Raw genomic sequence first — 24,775 nt, 5'->3', positions numbered from 1 at the left:
AATGAAATGCTTATTCATCAAATTATGAACGATTCGACTAGAGAATAGAGTAGCTAAATACTTTAAGTAAACCTGAAATGAGGGGGAAAGGAAACAGGGTAGATAAAATATTTATTCACCTGTTTCCACTAAGAAATGATCTTCAGAAGTTTAAGAATGGCTGCGATGCAGCAACTAATAACCAACAATTTTCAATATCGACATTACCTTGAGTTTTAATAACCGTTGCATGTTCTGGCGTAAAAACACGTGCAGACATAACAGCTCGGCCATCATCAATGAATATTTCTAATGATGAGTTATCTGAGAGAATTTGTATCTTTACTTGCTCTAAACCCGGTAAAGCTAACTCTCTTAATGTGTCTCCTTCACGAATTAATGTATTTGATCTATCTAACTCTAAAACTTGCTTTTCAGCATTTAAACGTATCTCACAGCAACTAGACTCTGAACAATACAAAGATAAGCAACTTCCCCACTCTAATGTAGCAATTAATTCAAAGGATTTACTTTTTAGATCAATGCTTTTTTGATGCGGCTCAATGCTCACTTTAGTTTCACGTAAAGAACTTAGCTCTGCTAGCGGTAATTGTATTAATCGGTCATTGTGGTATGACAATTCACGTAAAGCAGTTAATTGATGTACCCATCCATTATCACAACTTTCATGATTAACTTCATCTGGTAACCCCATCCAACCACACATAATCCTTCTGCCATCTTTAGACTCTAGAGTTTGTGGAGCATAGAAATCAAAACCATGATCTAAAGTTTGAGGATCACTCATAATCACTCTATTATCATTATCAAAAAATGCTTTTAAGATGCAATTATGATGCTTGACAGTATTGCTTGCATAAGGAGATTTGATACCTTGCGGGCAGATCACTATGAACTCCTGATTATTTAGCTTGAAAAAATCAGGGCACTCCCACATGTAACCAAAATCACCTAATTCATCACCACACAGACTAACAAAAGACCAATTTTTTAAATCTAATGATTCATAAATTGCTAAACGACCAACCTCGTCTTCCCTTTGCGCACCTAATAACATCAACCATTTGTTATTATAAAAAATAACTTTAGGGTCTCTACAATGAGGAGTGACATTGGGTGGAAGCTCTGTAATAACCGGTCCATGTTTTATAAAATCAGTAGTGTTCGAAGAAGAAGCTATACATTGCATTGTTTGCCTAACTCTATCTTCACCAATACGTACATTTCCAGTATAAAAAAGTAGTAGCTCTTGCTCATAACTTAATGCGTGCCCAGAAAAGACTCCATGGCTATCAAAATAATCTGAGGGCATCAAAACTAATGATTTCCAATGCCAATTGACTAAATCTAAACTACTTAAATGAACCCAGTGCTTATCTTTATGCTCGCACCCATAAGGGTAAAGTTGATAAAAAAGATGGTATTCGCCTTGATGATAAATAAAACCGTTAGGATCGTTTAGTAGCCCCTGAGGAGGAGAAATATGCCATTTTGGACGATGAGGGCAATCAACAGGTGTAAGGTAATTACTTGCCATTTTTAATTGTTGTTGAGAAATTAATCTGCCTATCTCTAGCAACTGCTGCTTAATAGAGTCTGAATCGTCCGCAGCCGCTGCTGAAGAAGGTATTAAAAACGTGACCTGCTTCAGACAAGGGTTGTAGCTTTCTATTGCAGCGTCTTCTTTTAATAAATCCTGATCTTTAATCTCTAAAATAATACGCGAATCAGGATTCAAAATACGAGATATATTTTCAACACCTCCGCATTGCTCAAGCATCGCTAACAACATAACAACCTCACTTAACTGGGAACGTTTGCAAAATGTAACGAGAAATAAGATACTTTGCAAGTGTTCTCACATAAAAGCGTCTAAGGATTGTTACAGAAAATAATATATTCTCAACGTTTAAGCTGATTTGCTTAACAACTACTTCGAGAAACCTCTTCGAAACTCAAGACCAATTTACTTACTTCAGAACTTTTATTTTCTATTAACTCAAGTAGCATTTGAGCCGATTTTTGACCCGATAATTGAAAGCCGTAATTGAAAGTAGATAAACTAGGGGTACAGACTTTACCAAGCTCATCATTACCAACACCTAACACTTTAATGTTAACACCAGGTTTTAGACTCGCTTCGCTTATTGCCTTCATAGCACCAATGGCAATCCTATCTGTCGCACAAAATAAACCATCAAGTTGAGGCCACTTTATGAGTAAATCTTTTGTCTGTTGATATCCAGACTCGATTGTAAACTCACCACGACTATGAAATAGAGGTAACTTTTCGTTTGATCTTATTAGCGCCTGTTGTAACCCTTGGAAACGATCATTATCAACCGCTATATCTTGGCTATTCACTCCAATAAACCCAATCTCTTTAGCCCCCGCATTTAATAACCGAATACCCGCATTAAAGCCGACTCGTAAGTCATCATGGATGACACTAGGTATATTATAAAGAGAACCATCTTGACCGATTAAAACAACGGGTACTACAGATGCCTGAATCGCTTCTACTAATGATGAGTCTAAATGAGTGGCAAAATGTAAAATACCTTCTACACGTCTTTGGTTAAACCGCGTTATGTATTCAATTTCCTTATCATTATTCTGTTCGCTATTCGCTAATAATAAATGTTTTCCGGCCTTTTCAAAAACACTTGCCATACCTTCTAACCCTAAGGAAACAGCGTTTGATGAAATTCTTGGAGCAATGACGCCTATCAGGTGTGTTTTTTGTGACTTTAAATCTCGAGCAACTTGATTGGCCATATAACCACATTCATCAATTGCTTTTAACACTTTAGCTTTTGTGCTTTTTTTTACACCGTACTCATTATTAATAACCCGAGATACAGTGGATTTTGATACGCCAGCTAATTTAGCAACTGCATGCAACCCAGACATATTTTCCCTTAAAATATTTATAATTTACAAACGAATCATACCAAACATCCTAAAATCAACCAATATAAGCATAATCATATGCTTATACTCTCAACAATGGTCGAAGTCACACTTCTTCATAAACAAACTTGTAAATAGAGTTAAATTGCAGAAAAATCCAATTGTTGCAAACGTTCCCAATAAAACCTATTTCAGGAGTAAATTATGAATTATCCGCAAGTTGCTATCAAATTAGTCAAGATGTTGGGGGGAAAAGAGAACATAAAAGCATTAGCTCACTGTGCAACTCGTTTACGCCTAGCTGTTGAAGATGAATCAAAAATTGATGAAAATGCGATCGACTCACTTGAAGGTGTTAAAGGTCAATTTAAAGTAGCGGGTCAATACCAAGTCATTTTTGGTTCTGGGATAGTTAATCAAGTGTACTCGGAAATGGCTAAGATAACTGGCATGAGTGATATGAGTACCAAAGATGTAGCTGCATCTGGTGCTACAAAACAAAACATAGTACAGCAAGCAGTTAAAGGCTTATCAGACATATTTGTTCCTATTATCCCTGCTATTGTAGCAGGTGGTTTATTGATGGGTATATTCAATATACTAGTAGCTCCTGGTTTATTTATCGAAGGGAAATCTCTCGTTGATGCTTACCCAGGCATCACAGATCTAGCAAACTTAATCAATACCTTTGCAAATGCTCCTTTTGTTTTTTTACCTATTTTGATTGCTTTTTCAGCCAGTAAAAAATTTGGAGGGAATCCATTCTTAGCTGCTGCATTAGGCATGTTAATGGTACATCCAGATCTATTAAATGGTTGGGGATTTAGTGGTGCAGCCATTTCAGGGAATATACCTGTGTGGGATATTCTTGGCTATGAAATTGAAAAAGTAGGCTATCAAGGTTCAGTATTACCTGTTCTAGTGGCTACTTATATCCTTGCTAAAGTAGAAATAGGATTAAGAAAATTTATTCCATCAGTATTAGATAATTTATTAACGCCCCTCTTAGCAATTTTTATCACTGGCATACTAACTTTCACTGTCGTTGGTCCATTCACTCGTGATATCGGCTTTTTATTAGGCGATGGATTAAATTGGTTATATGACTCTGCTGGCTTTATTGGTGGTGCATTATTTGGTTTTATTTATGCTCCTTTTGTTATCACAGGCATGCATCACAGCTTTATTGCCATAGAGATCCAACTACTCGCTGATATTGCGGTGACAGGCGGCTCTTTCATTTTCCCAATCGCTGCAATGGCTAATATTGCTCAAGGCGGTGCAGCTTTAGCAGTAGGCTTTACAACTAAGGATATCAAACTAAAAGGTATTGCAATTCCATCAGGCATTACTGCATTACTAGGGATAACAGAGCCAGCAATGTTCGGTGTTAATTTAAAATTACGTTACCCATTCATTGCCGCTATTTGTGGTGCAGCTACAGCAAGTGCATTTATTACACTGTTTAATGTTAAAGCAAGTGCGCTAGGTGCAGCTGGATTACCTGGTATTATTTCTATCAGAACAGGTGATGTAACTCCATATATCATTGGCATGCTTATCGCTTTTATTACTACTTTTGTGCTTACCCTGTTGCTTGGCTCTAGAGCTAAATCTAAACAGTTAAAGTCAGCATAACAAATACAAAGCCAATTGATAGATTGGCTTTTGTTAAATATAAGAGGTATTTATGAATAAAGTTTGGGTTAGCGGTGATGCTGTTGTGGATTTAATTCCTGAAGGTGTAGATACATACTTAAAATGTCCTGGAGGCGCACCAGCTAATGTAGCAGTTGCTATTTCACGTCTCGGAGGAGAAAGCGCTTTTTTTGGTCGGATTGGTCATGACCCAATGGGGAGATTCATGCTTGAAACTTTATCCGAAGAATCGGTTGATACTACCAGCATCACAATCGATACCAAACAACGAACATCCACAGTGGTTGTTGACTTAGATGAATTAGGTGAACGCACCTTCACTTTTATGGTTAAGCCTAGTGCAGACCAATTTATGCAACCTTCAGATATTCCTGAGTTTGAAAAGAATCAATGGTTACATATTTGCTCTATTGCACTTGCTAATGAGCCGAGTCGAAGTAGTACATTTTTAGCAATAAAAAAGATGAAAGAAGAAGGGGGATATATTAGTTTTGATCCTAATTTAAGAGATGAAGTATGGTCAAAGCCAGAAGAGATAAAAGAAGTGGTGTTAGATGCAGTAAAGCTTGCTGATGTCGTTAAATTTTCCGATGATGAACTATTATTTTTAACTGATAGTCACGATTTAAATGAGGCTTTATTAAAGATTAAAGCCTATAAAAATACACTAGTATTAGTTACTCAAGGGGCTAAAGGAGCGCTAGTAATTAACGGAAATGAACAACAACTCATTAAGGGAAAAGCAGCGGTGCCTGTTGATACAACGGGAGCTGGCGATGCATTTGTAGGTGGTCTACTTCGTTACTTATCTGCCAGTAACAATTGGTTTGCTCAAAACGAAATACTAACAGCGGTAAAATGGGCCAATGCATGTGGAGCTTTGGCGGTCACTAAAAAAGGCGCAATGACTGCATTACCTAATATGCAACAATTAACCCATTACCTGAAATAATAAGCTTCTAAATCAACTCATAAGCGAGTTCTTTACCTATGAGTTGAAACTTACTTTAATAATTTGAAATAATATTGCCAATCAAATTCACTACCTGGATCGGTTTTTCTACCCGGTGCAATATCACTGTGTGCAGCAATTCGCTGTTGGGTAATGAGCGGATATTTTTGCTGTATCTGTTGGGTTACTTGCACTAATGATCGATATTGTGCTTCGCTATAAGCGGTGCAATCTGTCCCTTCTAACTCAATACCAATGGAAAAGTCATTACAGCCCTCTACACCATCAAAGCGAGAGATACCAGCATGCCAAGCACGTTTATCAAATGGCACGTATTGCTCTACTTTACCATCGCGGCGAATCACACAATGAGCAGAGACTTCTAACCCTTCTAAACAAGCAAAACTAGGATGTGCTTTACAATTTAGCTCACCAGTAAAAAGATTTTTAACATGTTCGGTACCAAACTGCCCTTCAGGCAGACTAATACAATGAATAACTAATAAACTAATATCGGTATTCACGGGACGTTCGTTAAAGAAAGGGCTTTTAATAAATTCAGCATCTTGTAATAAGCCAGTCATATCAATCACGGAGTTTCCTTTAGCTTTGACAAAATAAACTTACAAAAAAGGTGGCTAATAAGCCACCTTCTCATCAATTAATTACATATCAGTTTATGTATTTAATCAGGAATAATTATTCCCATTCAATCGTTGCAGGTGGTTTACCTGACACATCGTACACAACTCGTGAGATGCCATCAATTTCATTGATGATGCGGTTAGAAACATGACCGATTAACTCGTAAGGTAAATGTGACCAACGCGCTGTCATGAAATCGATAGTTTCAACACAACGTAACGAAACAACCCAATCATATTTACGACAGTCGCCCATAACACCTACTGAGCGAACCGGTAGGAATACTACAAAGGCTTGGCTTACTTTATGGTATAGGTCAGCTTTATGTAACTCTTCAATGAAGATAGCATCTGCACGACGTAATAAATCACAGTATTCTTTCTTCACTTCACCTAATACACGAACACCTAATCCAGGCCCTGGGAATGGATGACGGTAAAGCATGTTGTATGGTAAACCTAGTTCTAAACCAATTTTACGTACTTCATCTTTAAATAATTCACGTAATGGCTCTACTAGTCCCATTGCCATATCATCAGGTAATCCACCTACGTTATGGTGAGATTTAATAACGTGTGCTTTACCATTTTTAGATGCCGCAGATTCAATAACATCTGGGTAGATAGTTCCTTGAGCAAGCCATTTCGCGTTAGATAGCTTTTTAGACTCTTCATCAAAGATCTCAACAAAAACACGGCCAATGATTTTACGCTTCGCTTCTGGATCACTTTCACCAGCCATTTGCTCTAAGAAGCGATGCTCAGCATTCACATGAATTATGTTTAGGCCAAATTTCTCGCCAAACATCTCCATTACTTGCGCGCCTTCGTTTAAACGTAATAAGCCGTTATCAACAAATACACAAGTTAGTTTGTCGCCAATGGCACGTTGTAAAAGCATCGCCACTACAGATGAATCAACACCACCAGATAAGCCTAAGATAACTTCATCATCACCTATTTGCTCTTTCATACGTGCAACAGCATCATCAATGATTGATGCTGGAGTCCATAATGTTTCACAACCACAAATGTCCACAACAAAGTTGCGTAACATTGCTTCACCTTGAGTCGTGTGTGTTACTTCAGGATGGAACTGAACACCGTAAAAACGTTTTTCTTCGTTGGCAATAGCAGCGAACTTACAAGTTGCTGTGTTAGCGACGGTAGTAAAATCAGCAGGAATAGCTGATACTTTATCACCGTGACTCATCCATACGTCTAATAACGTTTTGCCTTGCTCTGAAACAGCGTCCTGAATTGATTTGAAGAAAGCAGATTCAGCTTGAACTTCAACTTGTGCGTAACCAAATTCGCCTTCACCTTCGCCTTTAATAACAGCGCCACCTAATTGGTGAGACATAGTCTGCATACCGTAACAAATACCTAATACTGGTACGCCAGCAGTAAATACATATTCAGGGGCACGAGGAGATCCTTCTGCGATAACACTTTCAGGGCCACCAGCAAGGATAATACCGTTTGGATTGAACTCTTTGATGTCTTGTTCATCAACATCCCAGCTCCATAATTCACAGTAAACACCAATTTCACGAATACGGCGTGCAATTAGCTGTGTGTATTGAGAGCCAAAATCTAGTATTAGAATACGTTGGTCATGAATGTTCTTACTCATTTTATGCTGTCCTAATTTTTTTGTTTCTAAAAATGAATAAAAGACGATATAAATCGTCTTTTAAGTAATTATGTGATGAAGCTTAACTAAGTATTTATTAAGCCTTTATTAATTAAACAGTTAAGTCATTAAAAGGCTAAACTTAGCTACCTCACTAAATAGCCAGATTAACCACCAGTTCGGTAGTTAGGTGCTTCTTTAGAGATAGCAACGTCATGCACGTGGCTCTCACCCATACCTGCACTAGTAATTTTAACGAACATTGCTTTTGTATTCATCTCTTTAATCGTAGCACAACCAGTTAACCCCATTGATGAACGCACGCCACCCATTTGCTGATGAATAATCTCTTTTACTTTACCTTTGTAAGCAACACGACCTTCGATACCTTCAGGTACTAATTTGTCAGCGGCATTATCAGATTGGAAGTAACGATCCGATGAACCTTGAGACATAGCACCTAATGACCCCATACCACGGTATGACTTGTAAGAACGCCCTTGATACAAGATGATTTCGCCTGGAGATTCTTCAGTTCCTGCGAACATACTCCCCATCATTACACATGATGCTCCTGCAGCTAATGCTTTAGCGATGTCACCAGAGAAACGAATACCGCCATCAGCAATAACTGGAATACCAGTGCCTTGTAACGCATCAACTGCATCAGAAATAGCAGTAATTTGTGGAACACCAACACCTGTTACAATACGTGTTGTACAGATTGAACCTGGGCCGATACCTACTTTAACCGCACTACAACCAGCAGCAACCAATGCTTTTGCACCTTCGCCTGTTGCTACGTTGCCACCGATAATTTCTAAATTAGGGTGAGCAGCACGTGTTGCTTTAATACGATCTAATACACCTTGAGAATGACCGTGAGATGAATCAATTAATAATACATCAACGCCAGCTTCTACTAGTGCATCAACACGTTCTTCATTGCCAGCGCCAGCGCCAACAGCAGCACCTACGCGTAAACGACCGAATTCGTCTTTACATGCATTTGGCTTTTGTTCTGCTTTACGGAAGTCTTTAACCGTAATCATGCCTTTTAATTTAAAGTTATCATCAGTTAATAGCACTTTCTCGATACGGTGCTTGTGCATCAATGCTTCAATTTCATCACGTGGTGTGTCAGATTTAGCTGTTACTAGCTCAGGCTTTGGTGTCATTACTTCAGAAGCAGGGCGATTCATATCCGTTTCGAAGAGTACGTCTCGTCCAGTAATAATTCCCACTAACTCACCTGATGCTTCAACAACAGGGTAACCAGCAAAACCATGTTTTGCAGTTAATTCTTTGATTTCACCTAATGTAGTAGCAGGAGAAACTGTGATTGGGGTAGCAACAACGCCACTTTCATGGATTTTAACTAAACGTACTTGCTCAGCTTGAAGCTCGATAGACATGTTTTTATGGATGAAACCCATGCCGCCTTCTTGGGCTAGAGCTATCGCAAAGCGAGCCTCTGTTACAGTATCCATTGCAGCAGAAACGACAGGAATATTTAACGAGATGTTTTCTGTTAATTGTGTTGTTAGGTCAGCAGTGTTTGGTAGTACAGTCGAATGAGCTGGTACTAATAATACATCGTCAAATGTTAACGCATCTTTTGCTATTCTTAGCATTGCAATATCTCACTTATAGTTGGGAGTATTTTAGGGTTACCCAAGTCTAGCTTGGGTAGGATATTGCGGTGGGATTTTAATCGTAATCAGGAATAAGTACAACACTATTTATGTTTTTATACTGAGTTTTTACTGTGTTAATATTTAGTCCCTGATTTCTTTGGTAAAAACTCTTGCTATGGCGACTCAAAACAAAAATATTTACAGTGTAAGCTCATTAAATCGTGCAGCTAAAGCCCTACTCGAGACCGGTTTGGGCGTAATTTGGTTATCTGGTGAAATATCTAACCTGACCATCGCAGTATCAGGGCATTGGTATTTCACCCTGAAAGATCATAGTGCGCAAATAAAATGTGCGATGTTTCGTGGTAATAACAGCCGAGCTGGCTTTACCCCTAAGCACGGCCAACAAGTATTAGTCCGAGCTAAATTAAGCCTTTATGAAGCACGTGGTGATTACCAATTAATTGTGGAAACGATGGCCCCTGAAGGTGATGGGCTATTAAAGCAACAGTTTGAAGAATTAAAATGCCAGCTAGCCGCGCAGGAGCTGTTTTCTGAATCACTTAAAAAGCCTTTACCTGAGATAATTAGACGGGTTGGTATTGTCACCTCATCAACGGGGGCAGCTTTACATGACATACTCAGTGTTTTAAAACGCCGTGACCCTCGCCTTCAAGTTATTATCTATCCAAGTCAAGTACAGGGCCAGGGAAGTGCTTTTTCAGTCGCTTCCCAAATTGCATTAGCCAATGCACGTAATGAGTGTGATGTATTAATTGTGGGCCGTGGTGGTGGTTCTTTAGAGGATCTATGGTGCTTTAATGAGCCCGATGTTGCATACGCTATCCATCATAGTCAATTACCGGTGATCAGTGCAGTAGGTCATGAAATTGATATTACCATTAGCGATTTTGTTGCCGATCTACGTGCAGCAACGCCTTCTGCGGCTGCTGAGTTAGTTAGCCAACATAAGACCTTTGTTTCTTCTCAATTAACCACATTAGTTAATCGTTTAAAACAAGCGATGTTGAACACCATGCAACATAAAACACATAAGCAGCTTTTACTAAAACAGACCCTACTACAGCACGATCCTAAACATAAGCTGCAGCAACAAACACAACACCTTGATGAATTAAGTTTACGCCTACAGCACGCAATGCACCAAACAATGCAACACCAAACCACCGTGAGCACGCAGTTAAAAAATAGGCTTCAACAAGCAAGTCCAGTGCACTACATTAATATTGCTGCGCAAAAACAACAACAATTAAAACGTCAATTAACTCAAGCGATGGCTGCTCAACTTAATCAATCAGAGCAACACTTGCATCACCAGATACAACAATTAAATGCTTATAGTCCTTTGGCGACCTTAGCGCGCGGCTATGCCATTGTAAAAGACGACTCAGATAAGGTATGCACCGATCCTGCAAACTTAAAAGTTGGGGATAAGGTACAAGTGACCTTAGATAAAGGGCAATTTAACGCTGAAGTCATTTAATTTATAGGAATACATTCAGAAAGATAAATAAAAAGGGCTTGTTACCAGCAGTAACAAGCCCTTTTTTAGTAGAGAATATTTAATTTTACGAACGAATTAAATGATCACTAATACCAACCCATTTATAGGTGGTTAATTCAGGTAAGCCCATTGGACCACGCGCATGAAGCTTTTGTGTTGATACAGCTACTTCTGCACCTAAACCAAATTGGCTACCATCAGTGAAACGTGTACTTGTATTGACATACACAGCAGCAGCATCGACAGCACTGATAAATTTATTAGCAATAGTAAAATCGTTAGTCAAAATACCTTCAGAGTGTGCAGAACTATGCTCACGAATGTGCGCTAATGCTTCACTTAAATTCGCTACAACTTTAACGCCTAAATTCAGAGATAACCACTCTTTAGAGAAGTCACCTTCTTGTGCTGCAACTGCGTCATCACCTAAGATAGCTTTTGCTTTTTCTTCCGCTACTAAGGTCACGCCTAATGGTAATAAATGTGCAGCAACTTTCGGTAAGAAGGTTTCTGCAATATCAGCTTCAACTAATAATGTGTCTAATGCATTACACACACTTGGACGTTGTACTTTCGCATTTTCAATAATGGCTAATGCTTTCTCTACATTTGCTGTTTTTTCTGCAAATAAATGACAAATACCAATACCGCCGATAATCACTGGAATAGTGCTGTTTTCTTTACAGAAGTTTTGTAGACCAGAGTTACCACGAGGAATGATCATATCCACGTATTTATCGAGTTTTAATAACTCACCAACCAATGCACGGTCTGTATTCTCAATGTATTGCACAGCTGTCTTTGGTAAGCCGACCTTCTCAAGCGCCGCTTGAATAAACTTAACTAACACTAGGTTAGAGTTAATCGTTTCTTTACCACCACGTAGAATACTTGCATTACCCGTTTTCAAACTTAGTGCTGCAATATCAATAGTTACATTAGGACGTGCTTCGTAAATAACGCCTAGTACACCGACTGGCACACGACGTTTAGAAAGTGTTAAGCCATTCTCTAGAATTTTTCCGTCAAATTCTTCACCCACCGGATCAGCTAACCCAATAACGCTACGTAAATCGCTAATTACACCGGCTAAGCGAGTTTCATCTAATAATAAGCGATCTAATAATGCATCAGTCAGACCAGCAGCCTTGCCTGCTTCGATATCTTTTTTATTTGCAGCTACGATTTCTGCAACATTCGCTTCTAATTCAATTGCAATCGCTTCTAGTGCTGCGTTTTTTGTCGTCGTATCAGTGATTGCCAACTCGTAACTTGCATCTTTTGCTTGTTGACCTATTTGTTGTAAATTCATTTCTACTCCTTTTGTAGACCCACAGCGAGAGGGTCTCATTATAAAATAACTAGGTCGTCGCGATGAATAACCACGGAACCATGTTCATAACCTAATATTTTTTCAATTTCATCTGAGTGCTGACCTTTAATCTTATCAATATCGACGCTTTTATAACGTACGATACCACGTGCTATCTCTTTACCTTTTTGATTACATAGGGATACTACATACCCACGCAAAAAATGAGACTCAACGGACTGTATACCTTTAGCCAGTAAACTACTTCCGCCATTTAAGATGGCGTGTTCAGCGCCTTGGTCTACCACTAGCGTACCTGCAGATCGCGACCCTGCAAATATCCAATTTTTTCTAGCTTCTAAACGATTATTTTCAGATATAAAGCGCGTACCAACGGAAATATTGTTAGCCGCATCTAAAATAACATTTTTACGTTGCCCTGAAGCAATCACTACTTCAATACCAGCACGATTAGCAACGGTTGCTGATTCAATCTTAGTGGCCATGCCACCGGTTCCTAAACCACCGACACTACCGCCGGCTAGATCATGAATAGCCTCTGTTATTTCATTCACCTCTGTAATTAATTGGGCATCGGGATTATTACGCGGATCAGCAGTAAATAGACCACGCTGATCGGTTAATAATATAAGTTGATCCGCATCTGCTAATAACGCCACTAATGCTGATAGGTTATCGTTATCACCGACTTTAATCTCTCGGGTTGCAACAGCATCATTCTCATTAATCAATGGGATGATACGATGCTTCAATAACGTATGTAAGGTATCTCTTGCATTAAGAAAACGTCCTTTATCGCCTAAATCAGCTCGGGTTAATAACATTTGACCAACATGTAAACCGTATATTTTAAATAGGTTTTCCCACTCTCTCACTAACTGCCCTTGCCCTACCGCTGCCAACATCTGTTTATTAGCAATAGTAGGTGCTATATCTGGCATATTGAGGTGCTCTTTACCAGCTGCGATTGCACCTGATGTCACCACTATTATGGGATGACCTTGTTGATGTAAAATTGCACATTGACGTACAATTTCAAGCATTTGTGCACGGTCTAATTTACTTGTACCACTGGTTAAAACACTGGTTCCCAATTTAACTACAATTGTTTTTTTATTCGCATTCATCTATTTATGCTTCATGTAAAAAAATAAAAAGGCTCAAGGTATCTGATCCCGATAACATTAAAGAAGTTCACTACATTTTTTCTAAAATATAGATTGCTTAATTAGTGCGATGAAAATCATACTCAGTTTAATCGTTATACCAATTATATTAAATAAGTGCTCTAAATTTTGCGGAGGAAAAATGACTTAGTTTAAGGTGTAATTTAAGCAAAATGGTTGTTTCCTTTGCAAAAATCACAACGAAGCAATAAGTTAATTTAACAAGCAAAATAGATCAGTTAATTAATGTGATTGGTATTTTTGAGCTTAAAAAAAAACAGCAACTAAACGAGTTGCTGTTTTTAAGTATAACATTTTTAAAGAAATGTTATGGGCAAAATAAATAATGCGTTAAATACTAATTATTCAAGCGTCAGTTCAAAGCCCGTTTCAACATCGATTAATTCACTTAGTTTACCGATGAACACTTGAAATGCTTGATCTAACTGTTGCATCTGCTTTTTAGTTATTTTAGCTTCTTCCCATTCACCTTGCAGGTTATAAAGGCCATTAAAGCGTTGATAGGTAAATTGCTTTTCTTGTCTATTAACCACTACCCACCAGCCTAAAAAGGTTCGATTTTCAGGATCTTTTTTAATATCAACACATATCTCTAAACAGTCAAAAAAAAATGTTTTATCATCAGATTGCAAATGACGAAAATACGGGCCGATTTCAGTAAACAATTTAAATAAACGACCACGTGATGGCCCTTTTTCTAGGGTCTGAGACATATTTTTACGCTCCTTGAGTAACATACAGTTAATTTATCTGTATTTAATATACCACTTACTCTTGTAAATGTTTTGCTAACCATTGTGCAGAATATTCTAAAGTTCTCAAATAAGAATCAAATATGGGAGACTTGTCAATGATTTTAGCTTCACTTTCGTAACTAATTCTTGCCATTAACTTCAGATCTTGTTCACTACACATGAGATCGTCACTATGACCAATACTCAAATAAGGTGTTTTTACTTTTTTACGGCCTAGTAACCCCTGCTTCACTAAAGAGAAAGGAACACAATACTGATAAAGATAACTTGCATCAGATTGTTGTAGCTGCATACGACTTGCTAAACAGTCCAAAGTCATCACAGATAATTTTTCGAACCGTTGTACATCATCAAAAATACTTGCCACTGCTGCACCGACACTGACAACAGCCTTAATCCGTTGGGGATCAACATAACCTAAACGATTGAGTGCATTCCCCCCCATACGCATTCCCATCAAAGCAACCCGAGATTGATCGACCCATGGTATTTCATTTATATAATGCAAAACGGCTTGATGCAGTTGTGAAGTGTCTTGGGTTAATTTTAGATGGTTAGAAAAACCAACGCCGGGCATGTCCACTGTCAACATCGCAATACCAGCTGGTTTTAAATAATTTTCGAATAAAGGTAATAAATCACACTGTAACGAATCAATACCCGCACTTACAATCACTACAGGATGAATAACATCGTCGTTGGGTAAATGTAAAAAAGTAGTAATATGCTTACCTTCAAAGGGTATTTGAATCTCCTTTAACAAAGCACTCTTATCGTGTGTAAAAGATTGACGATAGTTACTAACAGCCAAAGTTTGTGCTTGAATGCTATGTTCATCACCTTTCAAATGAGGATAGCTTGCAACACTATACAATTGTGATGCGAGGTAATAATGATGCTTTGCTTGTTGTTGCTTCCCCGCTTGCATAAAGTGATTGGCTTTCTTTTGATAGCTCATCGCTTTCTTAGACCATTCGTAACTCCAATTACCCGAACGAAAGCCAATAACCGTATCTAACAAGTTAGGATCACTGCGTTTGTTAGAAGAGGCACTGATCTTTGCTAAGACTTCATAACAATCAATAATATCGATTCCCTGCCATGACCACTGCAATAGCTTAAGAAGGCGATACCAACCAACATTTTGTTGACCATCTAACATTGACTGGTGGAGTCGTTGATGCTTTTTAGAACCGCTATTTGCTATTAATGTAGATGTCTCTTTTGCGTTGCTTTTTTGAGAAAAGAGCACTTCAGATAAATTTTTAGACATAAGCTTCTCATTAAAAACGGGGTGAATTGTCAGATAAAATCATGGTGTTCCAGTAAAGAATACCATGTTCTAGTTAAGCAACAATGGTTAACTCAAACCATCTAGCACTAAACAAAGTCATCAATTCAATAATAATTAAAGTAAAATATAATTTAAAATCATATAGTTACTTTAAAATCAGTTCATTACCCACTTATTGTTTAAATAAATGGCACGAATTTCGCTTTTATTAAAATAATCACATTAGATTTAATAAACGTCAAATTAATGCCGCTAATGGGCAGAAAAGGAAATTATATGGAAACCATCCCTAATAAAGAATACAGCTACGCAAGTAGTAAATCACCGCTATTCACTGTATTTTCCAATGAGCCGTTATTAAGCACAAAAGAGAAGTTATACACCTTAGAAACTTTACAAAAAAGCCTAGACTTAAAAGAGATGATGGAAAATTTTGCCTCTTTAGTGGCAAGTTTTATCCGCCCTTTTAATATTCGCTTTCAATCCGCTTTTGGTTTTTTCAGCTTGTCAAAGTCGCAGCAAAGTAACTTTACTCGAAACTTTAATTTAGACTCATCAGGATTATCACCAAGACTAGGCACCATGACCTATCAAAGTGAAACACCTTTTACTTCTAATGAAGACAAACTGCTGACCGAACTACATCAGTTACTACAACCAACGTTAAAGCATGCATTGCGTTTTTCTGAATTAAGTTCAATGGTATACAAAGATTACCTCACTAATATTGGTAACCGTGCTTATTACGACGAAACCATTTTCCATGCCATTGAACAAAGTAATCGTACTAACTTAGGTTTGTCTTTGATGGTATTGGACATTAATGAATTTAAACCTATTAACGATACTTATGGCCATAGTAAGGGTGATCAGGTATTAAATGCTTTTGCACAGGTATTAACAAAAAGCATTCGTACATCGGATTTTGTATTCCGTTTAGGGGGAGATGAATTTGTTATTATCTTACAACCTTCGACACCTTGTTCAATTGCTAAAGTACAGCAACGCATTAAACAAGAGATAGAAAAGAATAGTCTCCTAAAAGAGCTTAATTTCTCCGCTAGCTTTGGCTTTAGCCATTGGGAAATAGGAACCAGTGCTGCTCAACTATTTGATCAAGCTGATCAGCATTTATACCAGAATAAAGCACTAACTAGAGTACAAAGATAACTGTAATCTAGGTATCTGTAGTTTAGGAGTAAGTTGACATTGCCATACTCCTAAAGCTTCTACTAATTGCCCATCGATAAATATAAACACAACCTGTTCTCTTTGCCACGGCGGCACCTGAAATTCATGTAATAACTTCTTAATCGATCGCGATTTGTATCGGCCAATCGGCTGGCACATTAGTTTGCTATCAAGATGCTTTCTTAAACAGCAGGTTATTGTATGTTGTTTAGCTAAGGCAGTATCCACTAATGAAAAATCTACAGCTAATTTTCCTTCATCAATGCTATTTTCTTCGCTAAGCCATAGCAGAGGCTCACCATGCCAAACTATGGGAGCTCTAAGTAGTGTAATACGTTGATTTGGCACGATATAGAGGTTACCTAGATAACGTTGAATGACATACTCAGTTAATTGTAAGCAAGGTTGTTTATCCTGCTCAGCTAACGCCACCTCTTTCCACAATACAGTTAACTGCTTACTACTTGGATAATCTAACCCATTAGACTTTAACCAATGCCGTAATAAGTTATTACGGCGTGGATCTGATAAGTTCATTAATGAAGTAATTGATAATGTTTCAGTGCCTAATCTTATTTCTAAGCATTGCTTAAGATCTTCGGAAGCCACTTCATCGTTCAGATTTTGCTGCTCTTGACATAATTGAGCTGTGCGCGATACGGATTTAGCCATAGCAGGCCAACGCTCAGAAAGCAGAGGTGCTATTCGATGACGAATAAAGTTACGGTCAAAATGGATATCTTGATTACTTTCATCCTCAACCCAGGTTAATCCCTCAGCTTCAGCATAATCGATAATCTGTTGGCGAGAAAAATGCAATAAAGGCCGTACTAAGTATCCAGAAGAGAATATTTGATAACTACGAATACCTTGTAAACCAGTACTGCCTGAGCCTCTTTTTAAAGCAAGTAATAACGTTTCCAATTGATCATCTTGATGATGGCCCGTCAATATGATGTCGTTATCAGTCATCTGCTTCAAAAAACATTGATACCGTGACTCTCTAGCCAAAGCTTCTAAACTATTACGGCTCTTCTTTTGAATGGTCACTCTTGAGCTCAATAATTTAACACCTAACGAATCACAGAGCTTATTACAAAACTCAGCCCATTGATCTGCATGTGGGCTTAACCCATGATTTACATTATGTGCAATCACCTGATAATCAGGATATTGTTGATTAAACAGGACTAGTAGCTTTAATAGTACTACAGAGTCTACCCCGCCACTCAAGGCAACAACAAACCTTGGAGTAGTAGTCGTGATAGTAGGCAGTTGCCTAACTATATTTAATAACTCTTGGTTAAATTGCGCTTGCATCAATTACCCTTGGTCAAAATGTAAGGTGACATTGTCTTCACCTAACAATCGCCCTAACGCAAACAACAAATCATCATTAGGCGTAATTGACCATTCAATGCCTAATTCAACTTCAACTTGCGCTTGGTGATTTTGGTAATTAATAAATACTGGGCATAACCCACCAGCAGCAGGTGATAGTACTTCCTTCAAGCGAACCTGAAACTCAGCTAATGATTGCTTTTGTAATACGTTAGAGGAGATTGATAAACGCAACTTACTCGCAAAACGCTCTCGCGCTTGATCGATACTCATTACTTCTCGGGCATTCATTTTTAGTCCGCCATTGAAGTAGTCTTCACTTACTTGCCCTTGCAGTACCACAATATTATCAGGTACTAATAATGCTTCGTGTTGCTCTAACAGATCTGCAAAAATAGTAACGTCCATACGCGCACTTTTATCATCTAAGGTTAAAATACCCATGCGTTTACCAGCTTTGGTAACCATGACACGCATCGCCAACACTAATCCACAAACTCGACTGTTTTGACCGCGACCATTAACTGTTAATGAACCTAGTTTTAAGCAATTAATCGCACGTAAATCCGGCTCGTATTGATTTATAGGGTGACCTGTCAAATATAAACCTAGGGTATCTTTTTCACCTTTTAACCATTGTTTTTCGGGCCATTTTTCTACTACCGAGAATTTATTTTCAATTTCATCATGATCAGTAGTTAACACGCCAAAGAGGTCACTTTGCCCAAATGACTCTGCTTTTTTATGCTGAGCCGCAGCACTTAATGCATCAGCCAAGTTTTCCATTAACGCAGCACGGTGTGGGCCTAAATTATCCAATGCACCAGCTAGGATTAATTTTTCAATAATACGTTTACCACAGCGTTTTAAATCAACTCGATTACAAAAATCAAACAGATCTTTAAACTTGCCCCCTTCAGTACGAGCTTCAATAATGGCGTCAATAGGACCTTCACCCACACCTTTAATCGCACCAATACCATAAATAATACGTAAGTCTTTATCGACATTAAATTTAAATAAACCTTCATTTACGTCTGGTGGGCAAAGCGTTAAGCCCATATTTTGACACTCATCTACCAGAATAACGACTTTGTCGGTGTTATCCATATCTGCCGACATAACCGCAGCCATAAAGTACGATGGGTAGAAAGTTTTCATCCATAGTGTTTGATAAGACACTAAGGCATAAGCAGCAGAGTGAGATTTGTTAAAACCGTAACCAGCAAACTTCTCTACCAAGTCAAATATCTTTATGGCCAATTCGCCATCAATACCATTTTTTATCGCACCAGACTCAAAGGTCGCACGCTGCTTAGCCATCTCTTCAGGCTTTTTCTTACCCATGGCACGACGTAACATGTCGGCGCCACCTAGTGTATAACCAGATAATACCTGTGCAATCTGCATAACCTGTTCTTGATATAAAATAATACCGTAGGTTGGCGATAGAATATCTTTCAGCGATTCGTGTTGCCACTTTTCATCAGGATAAGAAACGACCTCTCGCCCATGCTTACGTTCAATAAAATTATCTACCATACCTGACTGTAATGGACCTGGTCGGAATAAAGCTACCAGTGCAATCATATCTTCAAAACAGTCGGGTTGAAGGCGGCGAATCAAATCTTTCATACCACGTGACTCTAATTGGAACACCGCGGTGGTTTCATAACGTTTTAATAACTCGAAACAAGCGGGCTCAGTTAGGTCTATTTTTTCAATGTAAATGGGCTCTTCACCGCGCTCATGTTTATGTGCATTGGCCATATCTAACGCCCATTGCACAATGGTCAAGGTTCTTAACCCTAAGAAGTCGAATTTTACTAATCCAGCAGTCTCTACATCATTTTTATCAAACTGAGTAACCGGGTTATGCCCTTCATCGTCACAATATAATGGTGCAAAATCGGTAATAGTAGTCGGTGAGATAACGACACCACCAGCATGCTTACCCGCATTACGAATCGTACCTTCCAGAGTACGGCACATATCAATTAAGGCACGTACATCCTCACTACCATCATAACGCTCTTGCAGTCTCGGCTCTTCTTCAAATGCTTTAGTTAAAGTCATGCCCGGTGTCGGTGGCACCAATTTAGAAATGCTATCAACAAAGCCATAAGCATGACCTAAGACGCGCCCTACATCACGAATAACTGCTTTAGCAGCCATCGTACCAAAAGTAATGATCTGTGATACCGCATCACGGCCATACAATTGAGCAACATGATCAATTACCTCGTCTCGACGATCCATACAGAAGTCGATATCAAAATCGGGCATAGAAACACGTTCAGGATTCAAGAATCGTTCGAAAAGTAACTCTAATTCTAGTGGGTCTAAGTCGGTAATTTTTAATGCATAAGCCACCAAAGAGCCCGCACCAGAACCACGTCCAGGACCAACAGGAATATTGTTATCTTTACTCCATTGAATAAATTCCATTACGATCAAGAAGTAACCAGGGAATCCCATTTTATTGATAACCCCTAACTCGACTTCAAGTCGCTCATCGTAGGGTTTTCTAATCTCAGCAAAATTTTCACTGTTTTTATCGAATAAAAAATCTAAACGATCTTCTAAACCTTCTCTTGATACTTTACAAAAGAAGTCTTCGATAGGCATGCCGTCAGTAGGGAAATCAGGTAAAAAGTATTCACCTAAACGTAATGTCACATTACAACGTTTAGCTATTTCTACGCTATTTTGTAACGCTTCTGGGATATCAGAAAAGAGCTCGCACATCTCCTCTTCACTACGTAAATATTGCTCAGGACTATAATCTTTCGGACGCTTTTCATCACCTAGTGCATAACCTTGGTTGATGCATACTCGAATATCATGGGCATCGAATAATTCTTTATCAGCAAAAACGACTTCGTTAGTAGCCACTACAGGCAATTGCTGATCAGCAGCAAGGTCGAGCGCTAAATGCAGGTAATTCTCTTCGTCAACTCTGTTAGTACGAATTAACTCTAAATAGTAACGATGGGGGAAATGGGTTTTGTAAAAAGCACTAATTTCAGCTACAGCAGCTTTATTGCCTTTGAGTAGCATTTTCCCCATGTCCCCTTCTTTGGCGCCAGAGAGTATAATAACTCCTTCCTGATGCTCAACTAACCATGATTGCTCGATTACTGCACGACCTTTCACATGACCACGTAAATAGGCTTTTGAGATTAGCTCAGTGACATTTTTATAACCAGCAGCATCCATTGCTAATGCAGTTAAACGGAATTGTTGATCTCCTAATAATTCACTTTTTACCCAAAAGTCTGCCCCGATGATTGGCTTAATGCCTGCGCCATGTGCCGCACCATAAAATTTAACTAATCCACAAAAGTTAGTTTGGTCAGTGATCGCTAAAGCCGGCATATTTAATGCCGCTGTTTTCGCCACTAATGGTTTAACTTTGGTTAACCCATCGACCATTGAGAAGTCACTATGTACACGAAGATGCACAAATTTAGGATCTTGATTCGCTACGGTTAGTTGTTGGTCACTTGTTTCAGACATAAGAATTCTACTTAGATGTGGCAGTTAAAATAGCTTTAACAGGTTTAAAGCTTTGACGGTATTCAGCAATCACACCATGTGTTTGTAATGCTTCGAAATGTGCTTTAGTAGGATAACCTTTATGTTTAGCAAAGCCATAAGCTGGGTAGCGTTTATCCAACTCTACCATTTCGCGATCGCGTGTTACCTTAGCAACAATAGAAGCTGCACTTATCTCTGCTACACGTAAATCGCCTTTTACCACAGCTTCACTGGGCATTGGCAAGTTAGGGCAGCGGTTACCATCAATAAAGACATAACTCGGCTGAATAGATAATCCTTGGACCGCTCGTTGCATTGCCAGCATAGTTGCATGCAATATATTGAGTTTATCTATTTCTGTTGGTGAAGCTCTTCCGATGCTCACTGCTAATGCATTTTCATTAATTTGATCAAATAACAGCGCTAACTTCTTTTCACTCAACTTCTTCGAGTCGGTTAAACCAGTAATAGGTTTATTTGGGTCTAAAATAACTGCAGCTGTGACCACATCACCAACCAGAGGCCCACGCCCAACTTCATCTACCCCTGCAATATTTGGTAAATCAGGATAGGCAACTTCAGGAAACTCTGTTTTCATGTTTACTCTTCTCTATTGATAATATCTAAATTAACGATTTAATAAGTTAATCACAGCATTGGCTGCTTGTGTATCTGCATCACAACGGATTTGTTGATGTAGTTCAGTAAAAGTCTCTATCATTTTTTGGCCATCATGCTCAATTAAACGCGTTAATTCAGCAACAATTTTATCCACAGTGCAATTATCTTGGCTTAACTCTTTAACCACCTCTTTATCGGCAATCAAATTAGGTAAGGAAGTATACTTCACTTTGACCAACGCTTTAGCAATCATATAGGTCAGTGGTGAAACTTTATAGGCCACGACCATCGGTGCTTTAGCTAACATAGCTTCTAATGCTGCTGTACCAGAGGCTAATAAAACTAAATCAGCAGATTGTAAAATAGCACTAGATTGGCCATCAAATAAGGTAATTGGTAATGGCGACGCAAGATCTTCTATTTGAGCTTCAAATTGTTGCTTACGACGCTCATTAACCACTGGAACAACAAAACGATAATCCGGATATTTTTGGTGGATAACTTGAGCGGCTTGTAAAAAGATAGGACCTAGCATTTCCACTTCTGCTTTACGGCTGCCAGGCAATAAAGCTAAAACTTTTTCATCGGGCCCTATTTGTAATTGCGCTCGAGCTCCTAATTGATCACGTTTAAGAGGTAATTGGTCTGCTAGTGTGTGTCCAATGAATTGACAAGGGACATCAAACTTATCGTAAAACGCTTTTTCAAAAGGTAAAAAAGCAAGCACTAAATCCGTAGCTTTAGCTATTTTATGAATACGCCATTGCTTCCAAGCCCAAACAGACGGGCTAACATAATGGATGGTTTTAATACCTTGTTGTTTTAACTTAAGTTCAACAGTTAAATTAAAGTCAGGTGCATCGATACCAATAAAAATATCCGGTGGATTATTGATAAAATGCTGAGTAATAGATTTACGAATACGTAAAATACTACGTAATTTACCTAGTACCTCTACAAACCCCATTACCGATAAAGCCTCTAAAGGGTGTAAAGCAGTACAACCTTGAGCAATCATGCGAGGACCGGCAATACCTTCAAAAATAGCATCAGGATATTGCAACTTCAGTGCTTTGATTAAGCCTTCTCCTAAAATATCACCCGATGTTTCTCCAGCGATTAATCCAATACGTAATGGTTTAGTCATGACTCTCTTCTTTTAGTTTTCAGGTTATACCGATGACATTAAATAAATACACTCTTTTAATAGAAGACTTATTTAATATAACTAATACTACAGGTAAAAAAAAAGGCTCAAAAAGAGCCTATTTTTTAAAATATTTTAAACAAATCGGCTTAGCGAACAATACCGCGATTCTCGTCAGAAATAAAATCTAACAAGGTTTTTAACTCTGGACATTCTTCAACATTAGCTGCAATTTCAGCTTTCGCCTCGGCAAGTGTATTGCCTTGACGACATAGTGATTTGTAAGCACGTTTAATATGCATAATTGTTGCACTACTGAAACCATGACGTTTCAAGCCAACTGAGTTAATACCTTGTGCTTGAACATAATTACCAGATGCCATAAAGAAAGGTGGAATATCTTTATTCACTGCTGAACAACCACCAATCATTGCATATTCACCAACACGAGTGAATTGATGTAAGGCAGTTAATCCACCAATAATCACGTTATTAGCTAGCTTACTGTGGCCCGCCAACGTCGCATTATTAGATAAAATAATGTTATTTCCTAACATGCAATCATGAGCAACATGCACATAAGCCATTAATAAACAGTTACTGCCAATTTTAGTCAGGCTTTGATCCTGGGCAGTACCGCGATGAATAGTACAGCTTTCACGGAATACATTGTTGTCGCCAATCTCTAAATAGGTTGTTTCACCATTATATTTTAAATCTTGGCAGTCTTCACCAATAGAGGCAAATTGGTAAATTTTATTACCCTTGCCCATTTTAGTGGTGCCTTTAATAACAACGTGTGGACCAATCCAGCAATCATCACCAATTTCAACATTATCGCCGATAATGCTATAAGGACCGACCTCTACATTTTTTCCGATGATTGCATTTTCATGAATTATCGCTGTTGGATGAATATTTGCTGTTGAATCAATCATTAGATCTCTCTTCTTGCACACATAATTTCTGCTTGACAAACCACTTGTCCATCAACTTTAGCTTTACACTCAAATTTACCCATGCCACGTTTTTCGCCGATACATGTCACGTCTAAATCCAGTCTATCACCAGGAACAACTGGTTTACGGAATTTTACTTTATCAATTGAAGCAAAGAAGTATAGTTCATTTTCAGCAGGCTTCCCGTGCTTAGTAAACGCTAGCACACCCGTTGCTTGTGCTAATGCTTCTAAAATTAATACCCCTGGAAATACTGGCGTACCTGGGAAATGCCCAGTGAATTGAGGTTCATTAAACGATACATTTTTGTAACCCTGTAACGTTTCACCTGGTACGTGATCGACAACACGATCAAGTAATAAAAATGGGTAACGATGCGGTAGAAGATCCATGATCTCCTTGATATCAAGACTATTTAATTCGTTTGACACGATAACTTCC

At 38.4% G+C, this 24,775-nt stretch carries 19 protein-coding genes; 4 read left to right on the top strand and 15 right to left on the bottom strand.

Annotated elements, in window-relative coordinates; all coding sequences use genetic code 11:
• Positions 1 to 142 precede the first annotated feature (142 nt).
• Entirely contained in the window at positions 143 to 1,792 is a 1,650-nt protein-coding gene (locus AC0L3W_RS16735) for a glycoside hydrolase family 32 protein (protein WP_409440012.1), read from the bottom strand.
• Positions 1,793 to 1,923: 131 nt separating this feature from the next.
• Complete coding sequence (locus tag AC0L3W_RS16730) at positions 1,924 to 2,913, bottom strand: LacI family DNA-binding transcriptional regulator (protein ID WP_409440013.1); 990 nt, start codon at positions 2,911 to 2,913, stop codon at positions 1,924 to 1,926.
• 204 nt (positions 2,914 to 3,117) lie between these two features.
• Here AC0L3W_RS16730 and AC0L3W_RS16725 point away from each other — a divergent pair, with 204 nt between their 5' ends.
• Positions 3,118 to 4,551, top strand: a complete 1,434-nt coding sequence (locus AC0L3W_RS16725) for a sucrose-specific PTS transporter subunit IIBC (protein WP_290039018.1) — start codon at positions 3,118 to 3,120, stop codon at positions 4,549 to 4,551.
• A 52-nt stretch (positions 4,552 to 4,603) separates the two neighbouring features.
• On the top strand, positions 4,604 to 5,524 hold the full coding sequence (locus AC0L3W_RS16720) for an aminoimidazole riboside kinase (RefSeq protein ID WP_290039017.1): 921 nt from the start codon (positions 4,604 to 4,606) through the stop codon (positions 5,522 to 5,524).
• A 50-nt stretch (positions 5,525 to 5,574) separates the two neighbouring features.
• On the opposite strand, the gene ampD is transcribed toward AC0L3W_RS16720, so the two are convergent.
• The 3 genes from ampD to guaB all read right to left on the bottom strand — a co-directional run bounded on the left by ampD (position 5,575) and on the right by guaB (position 9,438).
• Positions 5,575 to 6,108 carry a 1,6-anhydro-N-acetylmuramyl-L-alanine amidase AmpD gene (ampD, locus tag AC0L3W_RS16715; RefSeq protein WP_290039116.1) on the bottom strand — a complete coding sequence of 178 codons (534 nt, stop codon included), beginning with the start codon at positions 6,106 to 6,108 and terminating at the stop codon, positions 5,575 to 5,577.
• 115 nt (positions 6,109 to 6,223) lie between these two features.
• Positions 6,224 to 7,804 (bottom strand): glutamine-hydrolyzing GMP synthase, encoded by a 1,581-nt coding sequence (guaA, locus tag AC0L3W_RS16710; protein ID WP_290039016.1) that lies wholly within the window; start codon positions 7,802 to 7,804, stop codon positions 6,224 to 6,226.
• A 167-nt stretch (positions 7,805 to 7,971) separates the two neighbouring features.
• The gene (gene guaB / locus AC0L3W_RS16705) at positions 7,972 to 9,438 is read right to left on the bottom strand and encodes an IMP dehydrogenase (protein ID WP_290039015.1); all 1,467 of its coding nucleotides are present in this window, start codon (positions 9,436 to 9,438) and stop codon (positions 7,972 to 7,974) included.
• Between the two features lie 178 nt (positions 9,439 to 9,616).
• On the opposite strand from guaB, the gene xseA reads away from it, so the two are divergent.
• A complete protein-coding gene (gene xseA, locus AC0L3W_RS16700; RefSeq protein ID WP_409440014.1) occupies positions 9,617 to 10,945 on the top strand; it encodes an exodeoxyribonuclease VII large subunit in 1,329 nt (442 codons plus the stop codon).
• Positions 10,946 to 11,030: 85 nt separating this feature from the next.
• Here xseA and AC0L3W_RS16695 read toward each other — a convergent pair whose 3' ends face one another.
• The 4 genes from AC0L3W_RS16695 to frsA all read right to left on the bottom strand — a co-directional run bounded on the left by AC0L3W_RS16695 (position 11,031) and on the right by frsA (position 15,514).
• Positions 11,031 to 12,278, bottom strand: coding sequence for a glutamate-5-semialdehyde dehydrogenase (locus tag AC0L3W_RS16695; RefSeq protein ID WP_290039013.1), 1,248 nt, complete (start codon positions 12,276 to 12,278; stop codon positions 11,031 to 11,033).
• A 38-nt stretch (positions 12,279 to 12,316) separates the two neighbouring features.
• Positions 12,317 to 13,426 carry a glutamate 5-kinase gene (proB, locus tag AC0L3W_RS16690; protein ID WP_290039012.1) on the bottom strand — a complete coding sequence of 370 codons (1,110 nt, stop codon included), beginning with the start codon at positions 13,424 to 13,426 and terminating at the stop codon, positions 12,317 to 12,319.
• 401 nt (positions 13,427 to 13,827) lie between these two features.
• Positions 13,828 to 14,199 (bottom strand): sigma factor-binding protein Crl, encoded by a 372-nt coding sequence (crl, locus tag AC0L3W_RS16685; protein ID WP_290039011.1) that lies wholly within the window; start codon positions 14,197 to 14,199, stop codon positions 13,828 to 13,830.
• A gap of 55 nt (positions 14,200 to 14,254) precedes the next feature.
• On the bottom strand, positions 14,255 to 15,514 hold the full coding sequence (gene frsA / locus AC0L3W_RS16680; RefSeq protein WP_409440015.1) for an esterase FrsA: 1,260 nt from the start codon (positions 15,512 to 15,514) through the stop codon (positions 14,255 to 14,257).
• Positions 15,515 to 15,811: 297 nt separating this feature from the next.
• Between frsA and AC0L3W_RS16675 the strand changes: the two genes are divergently transcribed.
• On the top strand, positions 15,812 to 16,705 hold the full coding sequence (locus AC0L3W_RS16675) for a GGDEF domain-containing protein (RefSeq protein WP_409440016.1): 894 nt from the start codon (positions 15,812 to 15,814) through the stop codon (positions 16,703 to 16,705).
• Here AC0L3W_RS16675 and tilS read toward each other — a convergent pair.
• The 6 genes from tilS to fabZ all read right to left on the bottom strand — a co-directional run bounded on the left by tilS (position 16,685) and on the right by fabZ (position 24,765).
• The gene (tilS, locus tag AC0L3W_RS16670) at positions 16,685 to 18,046 is read right to left on the bottom strand and encodes a tRNA lysidine(34) synthetase TilS (protein WP_409440017.1); all 1,362 of its coding nucleotides are present in this window, start codon (positions 18,044 to 18,046) and stop codon (positions 16,685 to 16,687) included. The genes AC0L3W_RS16675 and tilS overlap by 21 nt on opposite strands.
• A 3-nt stretch (positions 18,047 to 18,049) precedes the next feature.
• The gene (dnaE, locus tag AC0L3W_RS16665) at positions 18,050 to 21,586 is read right to left on the bottom strand and encodes a DNA polymerase III subunit alpha (RefSeq protein ID WP_290039007.1); all 3,537 of its coding nucleotides are present in this window, start codon (positions 21,584 to 21,586) and stop codon (positions 18,050 to 18,052) included.
• 7 nt (positions 21,587 to 21,593) lie between these two features.
• Positions 21,594 to 22,205, bottom strand: a complete 612-nt coding sequence (rnhB, locus tag AC0L3W_RS16660) for a ribonuclease HII (RefSeq protein ID WP_290039006.1) — start codon at positions 22,203 to 22,205, stop codon at positions 21,594 to 21,596.
• Between the two features lie 30 nt (positions 22,206 to 22,235).
• Positions 22,236 to 23,375, bottom strand: coding sequence for a lipid-A-disaccharide synthase (gene lpxB, locus AC0L3W_RS16655; RefSeq protein WP_290039005.1), 1,140 nt, complete (start codon positions 23,373 to 23,375; stop codon positions 22,236 to 22,238).
• 149 nt (positions 23,376 to 23,524) lie between these two features.
• Complete coding sequence (gene lpxA, locus AC0L3W_RS16650) at positions 23,525 to 24,313, bottom strand: acyl-ACP--UDP-N-acetylglucosamine O-acyltransferase (protein WP_290039004.1); 789 nt, start codon at positions 24,311 to 24,313, stop codon at positions 23,525 to 23,527.
• Positions 24,313 to 24,765 carry a 3-hydroxyacyl-ACP dehydratase FabZ gene (fabZ, locus tag AC0L3W_RS16645; RefSeq protein WP_113817947.1) on the bottom strand — a complete coding sequence of 151 codons (453 nt, stop codon included), beginning with the start codon at positions 24,763 to 24,765 and terminating at the stop codon, positions 24,313 to 24,315. The genes lpxA and fabZ overlap by 1 nt, the downstream gene beginning before the upstream one ends.
• Positions 24,766 to 24,775 lie beyond the last annotated feature (10 nt).

Source organism: Psychromonas sp. KJ10-5 (genome assembly GCF_055808325.1).
Note: the sequence above shows the minus strand (reverse complement) of the source record. Positions and strands in the feature narration are given on the sequence as shown.